Source organism: Curtobacterium sp. A7_M15 (assembly GCF_030705415.1).
Classification (GTDB): Bacteria; Actinomycetota; Actinomycetes; order Actinomycetales; family Microbacteriaceae; genus Curtobacterium.
Genome location: NZ_JAUZED010000085.1, coordinates 1 through 15,744 on the forward strand (window position 1 = coordinate 1; position 15,744 = coordinate 15,744).

Consider the following 15,744-nt stretch of genomic DNA (forward strand, 5'->3'; position numbering starts at 1 on the left):
CGACGGTCGTCGCGCTCGGGGTGTCGAGTGCCGTGCAGCCCTTCGCCGGTCGGGTCACGTCGGTCCTGTGGGCGCGCGGGCTGCTGTCCGCGGTCGCACTCATGACCGCGGGCCTCGCCCTCGGCGGCGTGGCGGGGCCGCTGCAGTCCGTGGCGGTCGGGCGCGGGTCGGCAGTGTGCGAGGTTCCGCGCTCCGTGGGACCCGCGCGGCCCCACACGCCGCTCGGAACCTCGCACAGTGCAGGCGCGGGGTCGCACGGTGCGAGGGGGCGTGTCAGAGGCGGCGCGTCCGCGGCGTCGGCGGCGGCGGGACGGGCTTCGCGGCGACGACGTCGGCGAGCGCCACCTCGACCGGACCGCGGCGTGTGTCGATCGTCACCGACGACGAGTTCCGAGCGACGAGCACCCCGAGGGCGTCCCGTGCCCCTGCGCCGTCGTGCGCACGGATCACCAGCCGGTCCCCGATCGCTGCGTCACGGAGCACCCCGAGCGCGAGCGCCCGGGCGATCGCGTCCTGTCCCGTGCCGTCCACATCCGTCAGCGTAGGGCGCGCCTAGAGTGTGGGGATGGCCAAGGCACGCGTGGACAGCTGGATCTGGGCGGTGCGGATCACGAAGACCCGCTCCGCCGCGACCGCCGCGTGCAAGGCCGGCCACGTCCGGGTGAACGGGGAGCGTGCGAAGCCCGCGCAGCCGATCGGTCCGGGGGACGAGGTCCGGGTGCGGCAGAACGGGTTCGACCGGATCGTCGTCGTCACGGGGATCATCCTCAAGCGGACGAGTGCTCCCGAGGCCGCGAAGCACTACGAGGACAGGACCCCGCCGAGGCTCCCGAAGGAGGAGGCCGGGTTCGTGCCGATGCGCGACCGGGGTGCCGGACGCCCGAGCAAGCGGGAGCGCCGCGACCTCGAGAAGCTCCGCGGCTACTGACGATCCCGCTTCCCGAAGGGATCGAGGACGACCTCGAACTCGGGGTCGCCCGCCCACGCGATCGTGACCGGCTGACCGGTCCACCGAGCCTCGAGGCGGCCGTCGTCGTCATCGTCGAAGCCGCGGAGCGCTCGACCACTCGGCACACGCTCGATCGCGACGCGCCCGCCCGGGCCGACGGCGTAGAGCTCGACGACGCGGCCCCGGACGGCCTGGTTCGGCACGGTGTCGTGTCGGATCTCCTCGAACCGCCGCGCACCGTCGGCCGACACCACCCCGTACTCGACGACGTCGCCGATCTCGACGGGGAGTCCGCAGCACATGTGCTCCCAGCCTCCGACGAGGACCACGATCGGCTCCGGCATCAGACGAAGCGGACGGTCTGCTGCAGGCGGTCGCGGACCTCGAACACGTCGACCCGCCCCTCGGGCGACCAGACGCCGTTCAGCACCTGGCCGAGCGCGCTGCGGCGGACCACCAGGGCGGTGGGCTTCCGGGGTGAGCCGACGAGCTCGACGTCCTCGTCCACCGCGGAGTCGGGCACCACGAGCAGTCGGCCGGTGAAGCGCACCCGGGTCTGCTTCTGCACCGCGCGGGCGGCCCGGACGAGCTCCTTGACGGGACGCTCCCCCGGCGCGAGCGTCTCACCGACGATCTCACCGTGCTCGACGCGCACGGGAGCGCCCCAGTCGATCGACTCCACGGCCCACAGGCCGCTCGGCGTGAGGACGGCGTGGTCGAGCTTGCCCTCGGCGCCGGCGTCGAGGTCGTGCCAGACGGTGACGCCGATGCCCATCTCGGACACGATCGACGCGGTCGCCTCCTCCGCGAGCGCCTCGGCCAGCAGGCGTCGGATGTGTCGGGGGGCGGAGCGGATCAGCGTGGGGTCGTACGGGTCCTCGATGGGGTCCCCGAGGCCGACCCACTCGCGCTCGGCCTGCAGGAAGACCTCGCGCGACCGTCCGCCGGGGTGTCCGTGGGAGCGGGCCCGCGGACGTGTGTCGCGACGCGCTGTCGGGGGTGCGTACGCGTCGCGACCGGCGGCGTGGGCCCAGGCGGAGGAACCGGACGGCCCGGACGCGCGCTGCCCGCTGCCACGCTGCGATCCGGCGTCGTAGGCCCGCCGTGCGGCGGGGGTACCGATGCGTTCCCAGGCGACCTGCACCTGGCGGAACCGCCGGGCGTCGCCGCCGAGGTCGGGGTGGGACTCGCGGGCGGCGCGGCGGTAGGCGCGGCGGAGTTCCTCGTCGTCGGCGGACGCGGGGACGCCGAGGACTTCGTACGGGGTGGCGTCGGCCGGGCTGTCGGTCATGGCCCTGCGACATTACCCGAGGGAGCGTCGGAGTCCGCCGCGTGGCTGCTGGGTGCTGCCTGGAGGAACGGGTCGGGCCCGGTACGTCGGCACCGGGTCCGCGACGAGGCACCTGGCGATCGACCGGTGCGGTGTCGCGGACGGCGTGCGGGACAGGGTGGTCAGGCGACGGCGAAGCTGACGGGGGCCGCGAGGAACGCGCCGTACCGCTCGGCGGCGGCCCCGAGTGCGCGGACCGCAGCGCCGTCGAGCGGCGCGAAGGGTGTGACGCTGACCCGGACGTCGCGGGTGCGTTCGGTGCGGGTCCAGGTGCCGACGACCCGACCCCGCACGACGGCCATCGGCAGGAACATGCCGTTGCCACCGGGGACGACGCGGTCGGCGTGCACTGGGTCGAGCTGGACGGAGCGGTCCGCGTAGCCGAGGAGGTACTCGTCGAACCCGGGCAGGAGGTGTCCCGTCTGCACTCCCCCGGGGCTGGGCCGGTCGGCGAGGGCGAGGAGTCCGTCGCCGAGGTCCTCCACGGCGTCACCGACCACCGATCGCGCACGTCTGACGTCGCCGAGCGGCAGCTTCGTCCACGCGGCGGTGTCGGCCTCGGTCGCCGGCCCGCGGCCGCGCAGGTGACCGCTGAGCACCCGACCCAGGGCCTCGTCGCGGTCCGGCAGCGGGAAGGCGGCCGGAGCCCACTCGTCGAGGAGCACGAGCTCCTGGCCGACGCGGGCGGTGGGTCCCCAGGCGACCATGCCCTCGAGGGCGAGGCGGAGCAGCACGTGGTACCCGCGCCCGCCGGTCGGGTCGATGCCGGCGGCCCGGTGGACGGCGAAGAGGTCGTCGCGCGCGAGCGACCGGCCGCCGGACAGTGCGTCGACCGTGGCGTCACGGGCGGTGGCGAGGACGGCGTCGTCGATCCCGAGCTCGGCAGCGCGTCGGGCGATGGAGCGGATGGTCCGCTCGGCCGTGAGGGAGAGCAGCAGTCGGAGGTCGTCGGGGCGCATCGCGTGCAGGGTCCCCCGCATCGGCCACGACCGGACGACGTCACCGCGGTCGAACGCCGCGCGGACGTCGTCGCGGGTCGATCCCGGCGCGCGGACGCCGACGGCCCACGTCACCTGCCCGAGGTCCTGTCCCTGGACCGCGAGCATGCGCTCCACCACCGCGGTCGGTCCGGCTCCGGGTACCGCGATGCCCTGGGCGGCGAGGCGCATCGCGCGCAGCTGGGCCGGCGTGGTCGTCATGGCACCAGCATGGCGGCAAGGGTCAGGCGACGGCGGCGGTGATGTCGTCCGCGTGCTGCTCGATGTACGCCACGTCGGCCCGGTAGAGGTCCGCGTGACCGTGCTGCAGGTCGCTGACGAACTTCGGGTTCCCGGCCGCCGCCTCGGTCTCCATTGTGGTGACCAGCGCGACGAGGGAGCTGAGCATCGTCTCGGTGAGGACCGCGCGCGATCGGGCGTCCAACTCGTAGGCGCGGCAGAACTCGGCGGCACGGTCGAGCCGCTCGTCGAGGGACCGCGCGGTCGACCCTTCGACGGCCCCGGTGGTGAACGGTGCGAACCGGTACACGGCGCTGGCGACGTCCCACACGCGGGGCCCGGGGTGCGCGGTGTCGAAGTCGATGAGTCCGACCGCGGCGATCCCGTCGTAGACGCAGTTGTACGGGGCGAAGTCGCCGTGCACGATCGTCTCGGCGGGGTACCGCTCCGCCTGGGACCACACGTCGTGGTCGTCGTCACGCGGGAACGTGGCGGCGGCGTCGTGGTAGTGCCGGAGCAGGCGAGCGGTCGTGACGAGGGCGGCCTCGCTCGCGACGTCGGCCGTCCAGGGGTACTCCCCCGCCGCGCCGGGGACGAACGAGACGGTCTCGAGCGTCTGCCCGAGCTCGATCGGTTCCGGTGCCGCGACGAACCCCTGTTCGTGCAGGTGTGCGAGCAGCCGGTGCACGGTTCGCGTCCACGGCCCTGCCGGGCGGTGCACGCGATCGTCGGCTCTGGTGATCCGCTCCATCGGAACCTCCTGTTGTACGTCTCCGTTGACGTGGTGGTCCAGCGTATCGGGCGCTCCCCGTGGGTGTACCGGTCCACGTGTGAACAGCGCGTGACAGGACTGCATGCACCGTTGCATGCAAGGAGTAGGATCGATGATCGTGAGCACTCCGAGCACGGGAACCACCGCCCAGGCCGCGTCGGACCGGGCCTACGACCACGTGAAGCGTCTGATCATCCGCGGCGACCTGTCCGGCGGGACCGCGATCAGCGAGAACGCGCTCTGTCAGGAGATCGGCGTGTCCCGGACACCCGTGCACGAGGCGTTCCTGCGTCTCGCCGCCGAGGACCTGCTCACCCTCGAGGCCCGGAAGGGCGCCGTAGTCCGACCGATGTCCCCGAGCGAGGCGGCCGACGTGCTCGAGATGCGGGAGGCGATCGAGTCGACCGCGGCGACCCGCGTCGTCACCGACGGCCGCGTGGCGGACGTCACCCCGTTCCTCCAGGCCCTCCTCGCGGACCAGGAGCAGGCGGTCGCAACCGGCGACGTCGACCGGTTCATCGAGGTCGACGCGGAGTTCCACGGAGCCGTCATCGGCGCGTCGCGGAACGCGATCGCCGTCATGTTCGCCCGGACCCTGCGCGACCGGCAGCAGCGGCTGCGGCACCACCTGATGCGGCTCCAGCCCTCCCAGTTGCAGGCGTCCCTCGAGGACCACCGGGCGCTGGCCGCCGCGCTCGATGCCGGCGACGCCGCGCGCTACGCCGAGGTCCTCCGCGCCCACGTCGCGTCCCACCGGGGTGCCCTGTGAGCGCGACCACCGGCTCGATCGCGGTCCCGAGCACGCGTGTCCTGCCGTGGGTCGCGGTGTGGGGCGCGGTGTTCGTGTGCTCGTGGGGCGGCAACCAGTTCTCCCCGCTGCTGCTGATGTACGAGGAGCGGGCGCACTACTCGTCGCTGCTCGTCAACGTCTTCCTCGGCGTCTACGTGCTCGGGCTCGCGCCGGCGCTCCTCGTCGCCGGCTCGCTGTCCGACCGCCACGGCCGACGCCCGCTCATGCTCGCCGGGATCGCCTCGGCCGTCCTCGGGAGCGGACTGCTGGCCTTCGGGCCGCTCGGCGCAGGGTTCCTGATGGCCGGGCGCCTGTTCTCCGGCGTCACCGTCGGGATCGCGATGGCGGTCGGCAACAGCTGGGTGAAGGAGCTCTCACAGGGACGCTTCGACCCGTCGGCCGACGCCGGGTCCGGGGCGCGCCGGGCGTCGCTGGCGTTCACCCTCGGGTCGGCGTCCGGCGCCCTCGTCGCCGGCCTCATCGCGCAGTGGGGCCCGATCCCCGAGGTCCTGCCCTTCCTCGTGCACATCTGCGTCGCGGTCCCGTTCGCCGTGATCGTCTGGCGGACGCCGGAGACGAGCCGCTCCGGAGGGCTGCCGGGTCCCTGGTGGAGGCAGCTCGCCGTGCCGAGCGCCGGGCACCGCCGGTTCACCCGGGTCGTGCTCGTCGCCGCGCCGTGGATCTTCGGGTCCGCAGCGATCGGGTACGGGTACCTGCCGACGAAGCTCGCCGGGGCGACCGGCACGTGGGGGCTCGTGTTCGCCACCGCCGCGACGGTCGTCGCGCTCGGGGTGTCGAGTGCCGTGCAGCCCTTCGCCGGTCGGGTCACGTCGGTCCTGTCGGCGCGCGGGCTGCTGTCCGCGGTCGCACTCATGACCGCGGGCATCGCCGTCGTCGTCGTGGCGGTCCAGCTGCAGTCCGTGGCGGTCGGGCTCGTGGCGAACGTGGTGATCGGCCTCGGCATCGGGTTGGCGCTCGTGTCGAGCCTGCTCGAGGTCCAGCGGATCGCGGGGACACGCGACCTGGCCGGTCTGACGGGGGTGTTCTACGCCGCGGCGTACGCCGGGTTCCTCGCGCCGGCGGTGATCGCCGCGGTGGCGAACGTCGTCGCGGTGCCGACGATCCTGTGGGTGGTCGTCGGGCTCGGGGCGCTGTCGTGGGTGGCGATCCTGGTGTCGTCGAGGAAGCACATCCCGGCGTAGCGCGGGCGGGCGCGAGGCGCGCTCCGCAGTGTGCGAGGTGCCGCGCTGTGTGCGGGGTAGATCGGGTCCCACCGGCCGCGGAACCTCGCACACTGCGGCACGACGGTCGGGCGCACGACGGGCGCGCGGCCCGGTGTCAGAACTGGTCGCGGAGCCAGGCGGGGCCGTGCGTCGCGGCGCCGAACTCCTCGACCCGTGCACGGAGCTCGCGGTCGGCGGTCACCACGACGACCGGGGCGTGCCCGGAGTCCACCGCGGTCCGAGCGGCCTCGACGATCGCGTTGTCTCCCGATCCGGGCGCGCGGACGACGTCGAGTGAGCCGAAACGGTCGGATCGGTGGTGCGCACCCGACGTCTTCTGCTCACCGAACGACCCAGCCGGAGCGGCCTGCCCGCCGGACGGGACCGAGCCACCACGCGCCGCGCCCTCGAGCACCACGGTCCACCGCGGCCACCACCGGTCGAACGGCAGGTCCAGGACCGACGCCGGCATCCCCGCCTCGGCGAGCGCCCCCACCGACCCGAGCAGCCGCGAGGCAGCCGCCTGCCGGTCCTTCCACCACCCGTCCGGCACACTGCCCACGACGTTCGCCGCGTCCACGACGACGTGCGGCGTCGTCTCGATCCGCGCCCGCAGCGCCGGCCACGACGCCCCGAACCCGGGGTGGAGCGGCAGGTCCTCGACGTCGCCGACGGGCACCCAGGCCAGTTCGAGGCTCTCGCGGTCCGCGATCACCGGTTCGAAGGGCCGGGAGGCGCGACCCACCACCGTCGTGTACGTCCAGAACCCGAGGTCCAACACGGAGGTGTGCCGCAGGTCCACGCCGTCCAGGGGCACGCCGGCTTCCTCGGCGGACTCGCGGAGCGCCCCGGTCACGGCGTCCTCGCCGAGGTGACGTGCTCCGCCGGGGATCCCCCAGGTCCCGCCGTGGTGGCTCCACTCGACGCGGTGCTGCAGGAGCACGCGGCCGGAGCCGTCGTCGACGAGGAGTCCGGCAGCGCCGAAGCGCCCCCATGCCTTGGTGCCGTCGGGGCCGACCGCCCAGGCGTCGCCGGGGTCGCGGGGGCCGGGAGGAGGCCCGGGAGGCGTGGTGTCTGGCACCCGTCAACCCTGTCACACGCGGCCCGTCATGTGACCGGAGACGTCGGCGCAGCTCGTGTACGGTGTCGGTCGAGACACGGGGTGCCGCAACCAGCGGCTGAGATCACACCCGTCGAACCTGCTCGAGCTCGTACTCGCGAAGGGATCGTCCATGCACACTGCTGCGCCCGAACACGACTGGGCCCGTCGGACCGCCGAACTCCTCGAGGCCGTCCGCGCCCGGAGCCCGCTGGTGCACTGCATCACGAACACCGTGGTGCAGAACGTCACCGCGAACGCGCTGCTCGCGCTCGGTGCCTCGGCCGCGATGGTCGACGTCGTCACCGAGGCCGGCCCGTTCGCCCGCGTCGCCGACGCCCTCCTGGTGAACACCGGCACGCCCCACGCGGAACCCCGGGCCGCGTCGCTCGAAGCGGCGTCGGCGGCGGTCGAGGCGGGGACGCCGTGGGTGCTCGACCCGGTCGCCGTCGGCACCCTGCCGGTGCGGACGGCCCTCGCCCGCGACCTGCTGGCGCTCGGTCCGACGGTGCTGCGGGGCAACGCCTCCGAGGTGCTCGCCGTGCTCGGCGCCTCGGACGGCGGTCGCGGCGTGGACAGCACGGTCGGCACCGACGACGCTCGGGGAGCTGCGGTCGCCGCCGTGTCCGGCCCGAGCGGGTCGAGCGGACGCGTGGCCGCGGTGGCCGTGTCGGGTCCGGTCGACCTGGTGGTCGCGCCGGGCATCGGTGCGGTGCGGGTCGCGAACGGCACGGAGTTGCTCACGCGGATCACCGGCGGCGGGTGTGCGCTCGGTGCCGTCGTCGCCGCGTTCACCGCCGTCTCCCCCGACGACCCCGGGGCGGCAGCCGTCGCCGCGACCGCGGTGCACACGGTCGCGGCCGAGCTCGCCGCACGGGAGGCCGGCGGACCGGGCACGTTCCAGCCGCTGTTCCTCGACCGTCTGGCGTCGCTCGCACCCGAGGACGTCGTGCGCACGGCGCGCATCACCGTCGAGTCGCCGGCGGTGTCCGCATGAGCGCCGGTGCGTTCGGCGTGTACCTCGTGACCGACCCGGTGCTGTCGGACCGACACGGCATCGGCGTCCTCGGGGTCGTCCGTGCCGCGGTGCAGGGCGGCGTGCGGATCGTGCAGGTGCGCGACAAGGACGCCTCGGCGCGGGACCTGCTGGCGCTGACGGCCGCCGTGGCCGACGCCGTGGGCGACCGGGCGACGGTGGTGGTCGACGACCGGTTGGACGTCGCGCTGGCCGCTCGGCACGACGGGCACCGCGTCGCCGGGGTGCACCTCGGGCAGTCGGACGTCCCGGTGACGGCGGCGCGCGCGCTGCTCGGCCCGGACGCGCACGTCGGGCTGACCGCGAACACCCCGGAACACCTCGCCGCGGTCGCCGCACTGCCCCGCGGCACGGTCGACCTGCTCGGCGTCGGCGTGGTGCGCCCGACGACGACGAAGGCGGACCACCCGCCGGCGCTCGGACTCGACGGGTTCGGCCGGCTCGCCCGCGCCACAGACCTGCCGTGCGTGGCGATCGGCGGGGTGACCCTCGACGACGTCGCGCCACTACGAGCTGCGGGTGCGGCCGGGGTCGCCGTCGTCTCCGGCATCTGCGTGGCTGCCGACCCGGGATCGGCGGCCGCCGCACTGGTCGCAGCCTGGGACGGCGCGGACGGCCGACGTGCCGGGGGCGACCCGCGCCTCCCGTCCGACGCGACGCGCCACAGGGCGGACGCATGAGCACCGACGGAGCGCGCATCCCGCGTGTGCTGAGCATCGCCGGGACGGACCCGACGGGTGGGGCGGGGATGCAGGCGGACCTCAAGGCCATCGCGGCGCACGACGGCTACGGCATGGGCGTCGTGACCGCACTCGTCGCGCAGAACACGCACGGGGTGCGGTCGGTGCACGTGCCGGACGTCGGGTTCCTGCGCGAGCAGCTCGACGCGGTCTCGGACGACGTCGTGGTCGACGCCGTGAAGATCGGGATGCTCGGCACCGCCGAGGTCGTGCGGACGGTCACGGACTGGCTCCGCGAGCACCGCCCGCCCGTCGTCGTGGTCGATCCCGTGATGGTCGCGACGAGCGGGGACCGGTTGCTCGACGAGGACGCATCGCGGGCGATGGTGACGCTGCTCGGGCTCGCCGACCTGGTGACGCCGAACCGGGCGGAGCTCGCGGTGCTCGCCGAGCTGGCCGCACGGCACGGACGGCGCCCGGACGGCCCCACCGCACCGCACGGACGGCGCCCCGACGGTGCGGAGGACCGGGCGCTGGCGATCGCCCGCGCCTGGGACGTGCTGGTGCTCGCGAAGGGCGGGCACGACGACGGTGACACCTCGGACGACGTGCTCGTCGGGCCCGCCGGCGTCCTGCGGACGTTCACCGCGCCACGCGTCCGGACCGCGAACACGCACGGCACCGGGTGCTCGCTGTCGAGTGCGATCGCGACGCTCGCGGCCCGCGACGGCGACTGGGAGCTCGCGATCGGCACGGCGAAGCACTGGCTGACCGCGGCCCTGCGCGGCGCCGACGCCCTGCACGTCGGCAGCGGGAACGGCCCGGTCGACCACGGCGCGCTCGTGCGGGCCGCGATGCCCGGGCCGGCATGGACCGACCGCTGGTGGGACGACGTCGCCGAGGTCCTGCGGGACACCATCGCGTGCGACTTCCTCACCGGGATGCGCGCCGGGACGCTCGACCCCGAGGTGTTCGCCGCGTACCTGGCGCAGGACGTCCACTACCTCCGCGCGTACGAACGGCACCTGGCACTGCTCAGCTCGTGGACATCCGGAGCCGAGGCCGCCTTCTGGCAGGCGGCAGCCCGGGGCTGCGCCGACGAGGCCAGGGACCTGCACCACCGACGCCTCGCCGGCACGCACGCCGACGACCCCGTCCACCCCGTCTGCGCCGGCTACCTCGCCCACCTGCAGGCCGCTGCCGACTCCGGGTCGGTCGGGGTGCTGGCCGCGGCGGTCCTGCCGTGCTTCCGGGTGTACGCGTGGGTCGGGACGCAGATCGGCACGGTCCCGGCGGACCACCCGTTCGCCGACTGGATCGGGGCGTACGGCGACCCGGGCTTCGCCGAGGCCTCGGCGGAGGCGACGACCTGGGTCGAGCGGCTCGCCGCGGCGGCGGCGCCCGCCGAGCGCGGGGCGATGACGCGCGCGTTCCGCGCGTCGACCGCGTGGGAGCTGGCGTTCTTCCGGATGCCGACGGCGGGCGCGGGCGGCGGCTCTGACGTGGGGGACGTCGTCACGGGCTGAGCGACACCTCACGCGCCGGACGGGGCGGGAGGTGTCGCTGGGCGCGAAACGACGAGCGGCACTGGACGCACGTGGGGACGGACGGGAGGCGCGGTGCGGGGCCGACCCGCGCCTCCCGTCCGTCAGCGGGTCGCGGGAGCCAGCCGCACCAGCTCGACGGACAGGTCGCGGCCGTCGACCGCTCCGCGCATCCACGTGTGGTCCGGCTGGCGGCGACGATCCGTCGGCGAACCCGGGTTGAGCAGCCGCAGGCCCGACGGTGCGACGGTGTCCCACGGGATGTGCGAGTGGCCGAAGACGAGCACGTCGACGTCCGGGTACGCCGTCGACATGCGACGCTCGCGCCCCGTGGCGGCACCGGTCTCGTGCACCAGGGCGAAGCGCAGGTCCTCGACGGCGAAGCGGGCCTCGAGCGGTAGTCGGTCGTCGAACTCGGGGCCGTCGTTGTTGCCGCGGACGCCCTCGAAGCGGGCCGACCGGGCCTCGACAGCGTCGAGCGTCGCGAGGTCCACCCAGTCGCCGGCGTGCACCACGAGGTCCGCGGCGTCGATGTCGTCCCAGAGCCCGGCCGGCAGGTCCTTCGCGCGCTTCGGCAGGTGGGTGTCGGAGAGCAGGACGAACGAGGTCGTCACGACGAGGTGCGTCCGGGCATCGGCAACCCCGCCTCGTCCGCGGCGCCGAGCCGTTCGAGGAGCCCTGCGAGGAGCGCGATGTCGTCGTCCGACCAGCTCGCGAGCCGCTCGTCGAGGGCATCGCGGTGCAGCCGTACGGACCGGTCGAGCGCGGCGCGGCCGGCGTCCGTCACGACGAGCGGCTTCGCGTTGCCGGAGCCGCCGTCGAGCGTCCGGATGAGGCCGGCCGCCAGCAGCCCGGACAGCTGCCGCGAGATCGTGGAACGGTTCAGGCGGAGGTAGCGGGCGATGTCGATCGCCATGCAGCCCTCGTGCTGGACGACGAAGTCGACGAGGGACTGGTCGACGACGCTCAGGATCGAGTCCGAGCCGCGTGCTCGGATGCTCGCTCGACGGGTGATGCGGGCGAGCTCCGTGTACGCGCGTCCGATGTCGCTGTTGCGGACATCGGGCCTCGGTTCGCTCATCGGACGGACTCCAGCCTGTCTGCGCCGGGACCTGCCGGCGGTGTTCGGTCCCGCCACCATACCGGCGGGTACGGATCGGGCCGACTCAGTGACGCGCGGCGGCGGCCTGCAGCGCGGGGATGTCGAGCTTGACCATCTGCATCATGGCCTCGAAGACGCGGGCGTTCGCCTCGGGGTCCCCCGAGCCGGTCATGAGGTCGCCCATCATCGACGGGGTGACCTGCCACGCCACACCCCAGCGGTCGAAGAGCCACCCGCACCGGCTCGGACGGCCGCCGTCCGCGAGCAGGCCGTCCCAGACGCGGTCGAGCTCCTCCTGGTCGTCGACGTCCACCTGGAACGACACCGCATCGGTGTGCTCGTGCCCGGGGCCGCCGTTCATCGCACGGTACGGCTTGCCGAGGAGCGTGAACTCGACGACGAGCGTCTGCCCGTCCGGGGTCTTGCTCACGCTGTCGATGCTGCTGTCGGGGAAGAGCGCGACGTAGTGCTCCGCCGCCTGCTCGGCCTGGTCGTCGTACCAGAGGAACGGGGTGATCGTCGGCATGGCGGTGCCTTCCGGTTCGGCTCAGTCCGCAGCGCCGCGGCTGAGCAGGTCTGCCTTCTCGGGATGCTCGTCGAACCACTTGCCGACGAACCAGCACATCGGGACGATGCGCTTGGTCGAGTTCGCCTCGACGTCGGCGACCGCGAAGTCGACGAGCTCGGCCGCGTACCCGTGCCCGCGGTGCTTCGGCACGGTGTACGTGTGCGGGAACGCGATCGCGTCGCCGTTCTCGCGGTAGTCGAGGACGCTCACGAGTTCGCCGCCGACGTACATCGCGTAGCGGTCCTGGTCGGCTTCGTCGCGGAACTCGTGGTCCATGCCGCCATCATGCACCTTCGGCGGCCGCGTGGGCGGCCTGTGGTCGGGCCGCCGGGAATGGGCGGGTCGGGGTCGGACGTTGGTCGGACACCATGACGACAATCGGCATCATCGGCGCAGGCAACATCGGATCCCAGCTCGCACGGCTGGCGGTGCGGAACGGACACGAGGTCGTGATCGCGAACTCCCGAGGCCCCGAGACCCTGACCGACCTGGTCGCGGAGCTCGGCGAGGGTGCACGCGCGGCGACGCGCGACGACGCCGCCGCAGCGGGCGACCTCGTCGTCGTCACGACCCCGCTCGCGGCGATCGAGACCATCCCGGTCGGTCCCCTCGCGGGCAAGGTCGTGATCGACACGAACAACTACTACCCGCAGCGCGACGGCCACATCGAGGCGCTCGAGTCCGAGACCACCACGACCGCGGAGCTCCTGCAGGACCACCTGCCCGACTCCCGGGTCGTGAAGGCGTTCAACCACATCGGCGCCGCGGACCTCACCGGACACGCCGCGCCCGCGGGGACCCCGGACCGCCGAGCGCTCGTGGTCGCCGGGGACGACCCGGAGGCGAAGCGGGTCGTGTCGGACCTCATCGACCAGTTCGGCTTCGACGTCGTCGACGCGGGGCCCCTCGCCGAGGGCTGGCGCATCCAGCGGGACACCCCCGGCTACGGCCCGCGCCTGACCGCGGCGGAGCTCCGCGAGGCGCTCACGGCGGCGAAGCGGTACCGCGACCGGTAGCGCACGGGTCGCTGCCCGCGCGCGCCGGCGAGGTGACGCGAGGCTCGGCCCCGCGGACAGTTCCGCGCCCGTTCGGCCACGAAACCGTCCGCCCAGCCGAGGCTCGGCACCCGCCCGCGCCGCCAGCTCAGGCGCCGTCGAAGACGAGCGTCATCTCGGCGAGGTCGTCCTCGGACGGCTCCCACGCCGTCCCCGCCTCGGCGTTCTGCCGGATCTGCTCCGGCTTCGTCGCCCCCGCGATGACGCTCGACAGCCCGGGCTGCGCCAGCAACCAGGCGAAGGTCGCCTGCAGCATGGTGACACCGCGTTCGTCGCAGAACCGCTGGAACTCCTCGAGGATCGCCCACGGCGCGTCCTGCAGGAGCTGCGGTTTCGCCGTTGTGAGCCGTCCGTCCGACGGGCCGCCCGACCTCGTGTACTTGCCGGTCAGCAGGCCGTTGTACAGCGGGAAGTACGGCAGGAACCCGAGCGCGTACGCCCGGACCGCCGGGAGGACCTCGTCCTCGACACCCCGAGCCAAGGGGCTGTACTCGTTCTGCGCGGAGACGAACGCCGTGGTGCCGGCGATCGAGGCGGTGAGCTCCGCCTCCGCGATCTGCCACCCCGCGAAGTTCGAGTGGCCGATGTAGCGGATCTTGCCCTCGCGGACGAGGTCGTCGAGCACGGACAGCGTCTCCTCGATCGAGGTCACGTCGTCCGGGCCGTGCATCTGGTAGAGGTCGATCCAGTCCGTCCCGAGGCGCTTCAGCGATGATTCGACCGCGAGCCGCACGTAGCGGCGGGAGCCCCGCACCCCCCAGTCCGGACCGTTCATCCCCTGCATGTCCATGCCGAACTTCGTGGCGAGGACGATCTCGTCACGACGACCCGCGATGGACTTGCCGAGCAGTTCCTCGGAGAGCCCACGACGGCCGCCGTAGACGTCCGCCGTGTCGAACAGGGTGACGCCGGCGTCGAGGGCCGCGTGGACGACGGCGTCCGTGCCCTCCTGCGTCTCGGTCAGCGTGCCCGGCCGGCCGAAGTTGTTGCAGCCGATGCCGACGGTGGAGACGACGAGCCCCGACGGCCCGAGTGGACGGTGTTCGATTCCGGTCATGCGTCGACCGTACCGGCGACCCCGGAACTGGGGCTGCGCCAGTCGGACGCGTTGCCGTTAGAACTGACGATGGATCAGCCTACGGAGGGAACACCGCAGTGGCATCGCACCGCCTGCCGGACGAGGACCGGCCGCGTCGCGCCGTCCCCGACTGGGTCACGGCTCCCCCCGAGGGCCCAGCAGACGACCTGGAGGCGCGCCCCACCGCCGCAGCACCGGCCCCCGCTCCGGAGACGGCCGGGCCCGGCAGCACGCTCCCGGCGCAGCCGCCGACACCCGGACGCGTCGACGACGACATCGTGGTGCCCGACTTCCCGCCCGAGGACCACCTCCTCCCGCCGGCCCCGACGTCGCCCGCGGTGCACACCCTCCCGGTCGACACCGCCTCGGTCGGCCGTGCTCCGATCGGCTCCGCGCCGGTCGGCTCCGCGCCGGTCTCGCCGATCGACGCCGTCGGCACCGCGCCCGTCGTCCCGGCCGCCCCCGGCGTCCCGGCCGTCGGGCAGCCCCGGTTCTCGGTGCCCGGTCTCGAGCACGTCGTCGTCGAGGGTGCGGAACCGGCACCCTCGGGGCCGATCGGCTACCGCACGCCCGCCCGGTTCGCCCACCAGCGTCCGGCCGCCCCGACTCCGGCCGCCCCGGCTCCGGCTCCGGCGTTCGAGGCCGTCGTCGCTCCGCCTGCCCCCGCGACCCCGGATCCCCGTGGCGATGCGCTGCCGCCGACCGAGGCGATCCCACTGATCGACCTCCCGACCCGCGACACGGCGGGCGGCTCGGGCGGCGGGACCGGCGCGAGGAGCACGAAGCGGGGCCCGCACCGACCGGGGCGCGGTCGGACGACGGGCCGACGAGCACCGAAGAGCACGCGGGGGTCTGCCGCGAGCACCGCGAACGACGCGGCCACGGCCGTGGAGGCGACCACCCCGGGGCGGACGGTGCGTGGTCAGGGTGAGCCGCGCCTCCAGGCCGCTGCTCCGGCACCGCAGCTCGTGGGGACGACGCCCGCCGCGGTGCTCGGCGCCGTCGCCGGTGTCGCGACGCTCGGGCTCGGCGCGTGGTGGTTCACGGCCCCCGCGACGGTGCACGGTGTCGGGCTGGTGCTCGGCGTGCTCGCGCTCCTGCTCTCAATCGTGACGCTGCGGCGGCCCGGGGTGACGTGGCAGCGGCCGCTGGCGCTCCTGGGGGCCGTGCTCGGCGGGGTCGGGACGCTGGTGCTGGTGTGGGCCGTGGCCTCGGCGCTGCTGCCGCTGGTCGGGGTGACCGTGCCGGACCTGACGGGGACGGGCACGGTCCCGACGCTCGCGCCGTAGCGCCGGGCCGCG

The 15,744-nt window shown here is 74.2% G+C and carries 19 protein-coding genes and 1 riboswitch; of the genes, 8 read left to right on the forward strand and 11 right to left on the reverse strand.

The features are described 5' to 3' along the window. Positions 1–273 precede the first annotated feature (273 nt). Positions 274–531: a hypothetical protein gene (locus tag Q7F20_RS13910; RefSeq protein ID WP_305740672.1), complete on the reverse strand. Its 258-nt coding sequence runs from the start codon at positions 529–531 to the stop codon at positions 274–276. Between the two features lie 34 nt (positions 532–565). On the opposite strand from Q7F20_RS13910, the gene Q7F20_RS13915 reads away from it, so the two are divergent. Then, positions 566–928: an RNA-binding S4 domain-containing protein gene (locus tag Q7F20_RS13915; RefSeq protein WP_305740673.1), complete on the forward strand. Its 363-nt coding sequence runs from the start codon at positions 566–568 to the stop codon at positions 926–928. Here Q7F20_RS13915 and Q7F20_RS13920 read toward each other — a convergent pair. The 4 genes from Q7F20_RS13920 to Q7F20_RS13935 all read right to left on the reverse strand — a co-directional run bounded on the left by Q7F20_RS13920 (position 922) and on the right by Q7F20_RS13935 (position 4,247). Next, positions 922–1,293, reverse strand: coding sequence for a hypothetical protein (locus Q7F20_RS13920; RefSeq protein ID WP_305740674.1), 372 nt, complete (start codon positions 1,291–1,293; stop codon positions 922–924). The genes Q7F20_RS13915 and Q7F20_RS13920 overlap by 7 nt on opposite strands. Beyond that, positions 1,293–2,240 (reverse strand): DnaJ domain-containing protein, encoded by a 948-nt coding sequence (locus tag Q7F20_RS13925; protein WP_305740675.1) that lies wholly within the window; start codon positions 2,238–2,240, stop codon positions 1,293–1,295. The genes Q7F20_RS13920 and Q7F20_RS13925 overlap by 1 nt, the downstream gene beginning before the upstream one ends. A gap of 161 nt (positions 2,241–2,401) precedes the next feature. Further along, positions 2,402–3,478, reverse strand: coding sequence for a winged helix DNA-binding domain-containing protein (locus Q7F20_RS13930; protein WP_305740676.1), 1,077 nt, complete (start codon positions 3,476–3,478; stop codon positions 2,402–2,404). A gap of 22 nt (positions 3,479–3,500) precedes the next feature. Further along, a complete protein-coding gene (locus Q7F20_RS13935) occupies positions 3,501–4,247 on the reverse strand; it encodes a phosphotransferase enzyme family protein (RefSeq protein WP_305740677.1) in 747 nt (248 codons plus the stop codon). A 139-nt stretch (positions 4,248–4,386) separates the two neighbouring features. On the opposite strand from Q7F20_RS13935, the gene Q7F20_RS13940 reads away from it, so the two are divergent. Then, complete coding sequence (locus Q7F20_RS13940) at positions 4,387–5,037, forward strand: GntR family transcriptional regulator (protein WP_305740678.1); 651 nt, start codon at positions 4,387–4,389, stop codon at positions 5,035–5,037. Then, positions 5,034–6,260 (forward strand): MFS transporter, encoded by a 1,227-nt coding sequence (locus Q7F20_RS13945; RefSeq protein WP_305740679.1) that lies wholly within the window; start codon positions 5,034–5,036, stop codon positions 6,258–6,260. The genes Q7F20_RS13940 and Q7F20_RS13945 overlap by 4 nt, the downstream gene beginning before the upstream one ends. A gap of 136 nt (positions 6,261–6,396) precedes the next feature. Here Q7F20_RS13945 and Q7F20_RS13950 read toward each other — a convergent pair whose 3' ends face one another. Then, entirely contained in the window at positions 6,397–7,362 is a 966-nt protein-coding gene (locus Q7F20_RS13950; protein WP_305740680.1) for an NUDIX domain-containing protein, read from the reverse strand. Positions 7,363–7,429: 67 nt separating this feature from the next. Next, positions 7,430–7,525: riboswitch (TPP riboswitch) on the forward strand. On the opposite strand from Q7F20_RS13950, the gene thiM reads away from it, so the two are divergent. From thiM to thiD, 3 genes are all read left to right on the forward strand, one after another. Beyond that, positions 7,514–8,377, forward strand: a complete 864-nt coding sequence (gene thiM / locus Q7F20_RS13955; RefSeq protein ID WP_305740681.1) for a hydroxyethylthiazole kinase — start codon at positions 7,514–7,516, stop codon at positions 8,375–8,377. It overlaps the preceding riboswitch by 12 nt. After that, positions 8,374–9,096 carry a thiamine phosphate synthase gene (gene thiE, locus Q7F20_RS13960; protein WP_305740682.1) on the forward strand — a complete coding sequence of 241 codons (723 nt, stop codon included), beginning with the start codon at positions 8,374–8,376 and terminating at the stop codon, positions 9,094–9,096. The genes thiM and thiE overlap by 4 nt, the downstream gene beginning before the upstream one ends. Next, positions 9,093–10,622 (forward strand): bifunctional hydroxymethylpyrimidine kinase/phosphomethylpyrimidine kinase, encoded by a 1,530-nt coding sequence (gene thiD, locus Q7F20_RS13965; RefSeq protein ID WP_305740683.1) that lies wholly within the window; start codon positions 9,093–9,095, stop codon positions 10,620–10,622. The genes thiE and thiD overlap by 4 nt, the downstream gene beginning before the upstream one ends. 122 nt (positions 10,623–10,744) lie before the next feature. Here thiD and Q7F20_RS13970 read toward each other — a convergent pair whose 3' ends face one another. The 4 genes from Q7F20_RS13970 to Q7F20_RS13985 all read right to left on the reverse strand — a co-directional run bounded on the left by Q7F20_RS13970 (position 10,745) and on the right by Q7F20_RS13985 (position 12,586). Next, a complete protein-coding gene (locus Q7F20_RS13970; RefSeq protein ID WP_305740684.1) occupies positions 10,745–11,254 on the reverse strand; it encodes a metallophosphoesterase in 510 nt (169 codons plus the stop codon). Continuing rightward, positions 11,251–11,721: a MarR family winged helix-turn-helix transcriptional regulator gene (locus tag Q7F20_RS13975; RefSeq protein WP_305740685.1), complete on the reverse strand. Its 471-nt coding sequence runs from the start codon at positions 11,719–11,721 to the stop codon at positions 11,251–11,253. Before Q7F20_RS13975 ends, Q7F20_RS13970 begins: the two co-directional genes overlap by 4 nt. 85 nt (positions 11,722–11,806) lie before the next feature. Beyond that, positions 11,807–12,268 (reverse strand): VOC family protein, encoded by a 462-nt coding sequence (locus Q7F20_RS13980; RefSeq protein WP_305740686.1) that lies wholly within the window; start codon positions 12,266–12,268, stop codon positions 11,807–11,809. Positions 12,269–12,289: 21 nt separating this feature from the next. After that, on the reverse strand, positions 12,290–12,586 hold the full coding sequence (locus Q7F20_RS13985) for a GNAT family N-acetyltransferase (RefSeq protein WP_305740687.1): 297 nt from the start codon (positions 12,584–12,586) through the stop codon (positions 12,290–12,292). Positions 12,587–12,678: 92 nt separating this feature from the next. On the opposite strand from Q7F20_RS13985, the gene Q7F20_RS13990 reads away from it, so the two are divergent. Beyond that, on the forward strand, positions 12,679–13,326 hold the full coding sequence (locus tag Q7F20_RS13990; RefSeq protein ID WP_305740688.1) for an NADPH-dependent F420 reductase: 648 nt from the start codon (positions 12,679–12,681) through the stop codon (positions 13,324–13,326). Positions 13,327–13,453: 127 nt separating this feature from the next. Here Q7F20_RS13990 and Q7F20_RS13995 read toward each other — a convergent pair whose 3' ends face one another. Continuing rightward, positions 13,454–14,422 (reverse strand): aldo/keto reductase, encoded by a 969-nt coding sequence (locus Q7F20_RS13995; protein ID WP_305740689.1) that lies wholly within the window; start codon positions 14,420–14,422, stop codon positions 13,454–13,456. 98 nt (positions 14,423–14,520) lie between these two features. Between Q7F20_RS13995 and Q7F20_RS14000 the strand changes: the two genes are divergently transcribed. After that, a complete protein-coding gene (locus Q7F20_RS14000) occupies positions 14,521–15,732 on the forward strand; it encodes a hypothetical protein (RefSeq protein ID WP_305740690.1) in 1,212 nt (403 codons plus the stop codon). Positions 15,733–15,744: the final 12 nt, after the last annotated feature.

Excerpts from the sequence above, each read along its gene's own strand:
- Q7F20_RS13915 (WP_305740673.1), top strand. The coding sequence starts at position 566 with ATGGCCAAGGCACGCGTGGACAGCTGGATCTGGGCGGTGCGGATCACG.
- Q7F20_RS13920 (WP_305740674.1), bottom strand. The coding sequence starts at position 1,293 with ATGCCGGAGCCGATCGTGGTCCTCGTCGGAGGCTGGGAGCACATGTGC.
- Q7F20_RS13925 (WP_305740675.1), bottom strand. The coding sequence starts at position 2,240 with ATGACCGACAGCCCGGCCGACGCCACCCCGTACGAAGTCCTCGGCGTC.
- Q7F20_RS13930 (WP_305740676.1), bottom strand. The coding sequence starts at position 3,478 with ATGACGACCACGCCGGCCCAGCTGCGCGCGATGCGCCTCGCCGCCCAG.
- Q7F20_RS13935 (WP_305740677.1), bottom strand. The coding sequence starts at position 4,247 with ATGGAGCGGATCACCAGAGCCGACGATCGCGTGCACCGCCCGGCAGGG.
- thiM (WP_305740681.1), top strand. The coding sequence starts at position 7,514 with ATGCACACTGCTGCGCCCGAACACGACTGGGCCCGTCGGACCGCCGAA.
- thiE (WP_305740682.1), top strand. The coding sequence starts at position 8,374 with ATGAGCGCCGGTGCGTTCGGCGTGTACCTCGTGACCGACCCGGTGCTG.
- thiD (WP_305740683.1), top strand. The coding sequence starts at position 9,093 with ATGAGCACCGACGGAGCGCGCATCCCGCGTGTGCTGAGCATCGCCGGG.
- Q7F20_RS13975 (WP_305740685.1), bottom strand. The coding sequence starts at position 11,721 with ATGAGCGAACCGAGGCCCGATGTCCGCAACAGCGACATCGGACGCGCG.
- Q7F20_RS13980 (WP_305740686.1), bottom strand. The coding sequence starts at position 12,268 with ATGCCGACGATCACCCCGTTCCTCTGGTACGACGACCAGGCCGAGCAG.
- Q7F20_RS13985 (WP_305740687.1), bottom strand. The coding sequence starts at position 12,586 with ATGGACCACGAGTTCCGCGACGAAGCCGACCAGGACCGCTACGCGATG.
- Q7F20_RS13990 (WP_305740688.1), top strand. The coding sequence starts at position 12,679 with ATGACGACAATCGGCATCATCGGCGCAGGCAACATCGGATCCCAGCTC.
- Q7F20_RS13995 (WP_305740689.1), bottom strand. The coding sequence starts at position 14,422 with ATGACCGGAATCGAACACCGTCCACTCGGGCCGTCGGGGCTCGTCGTC.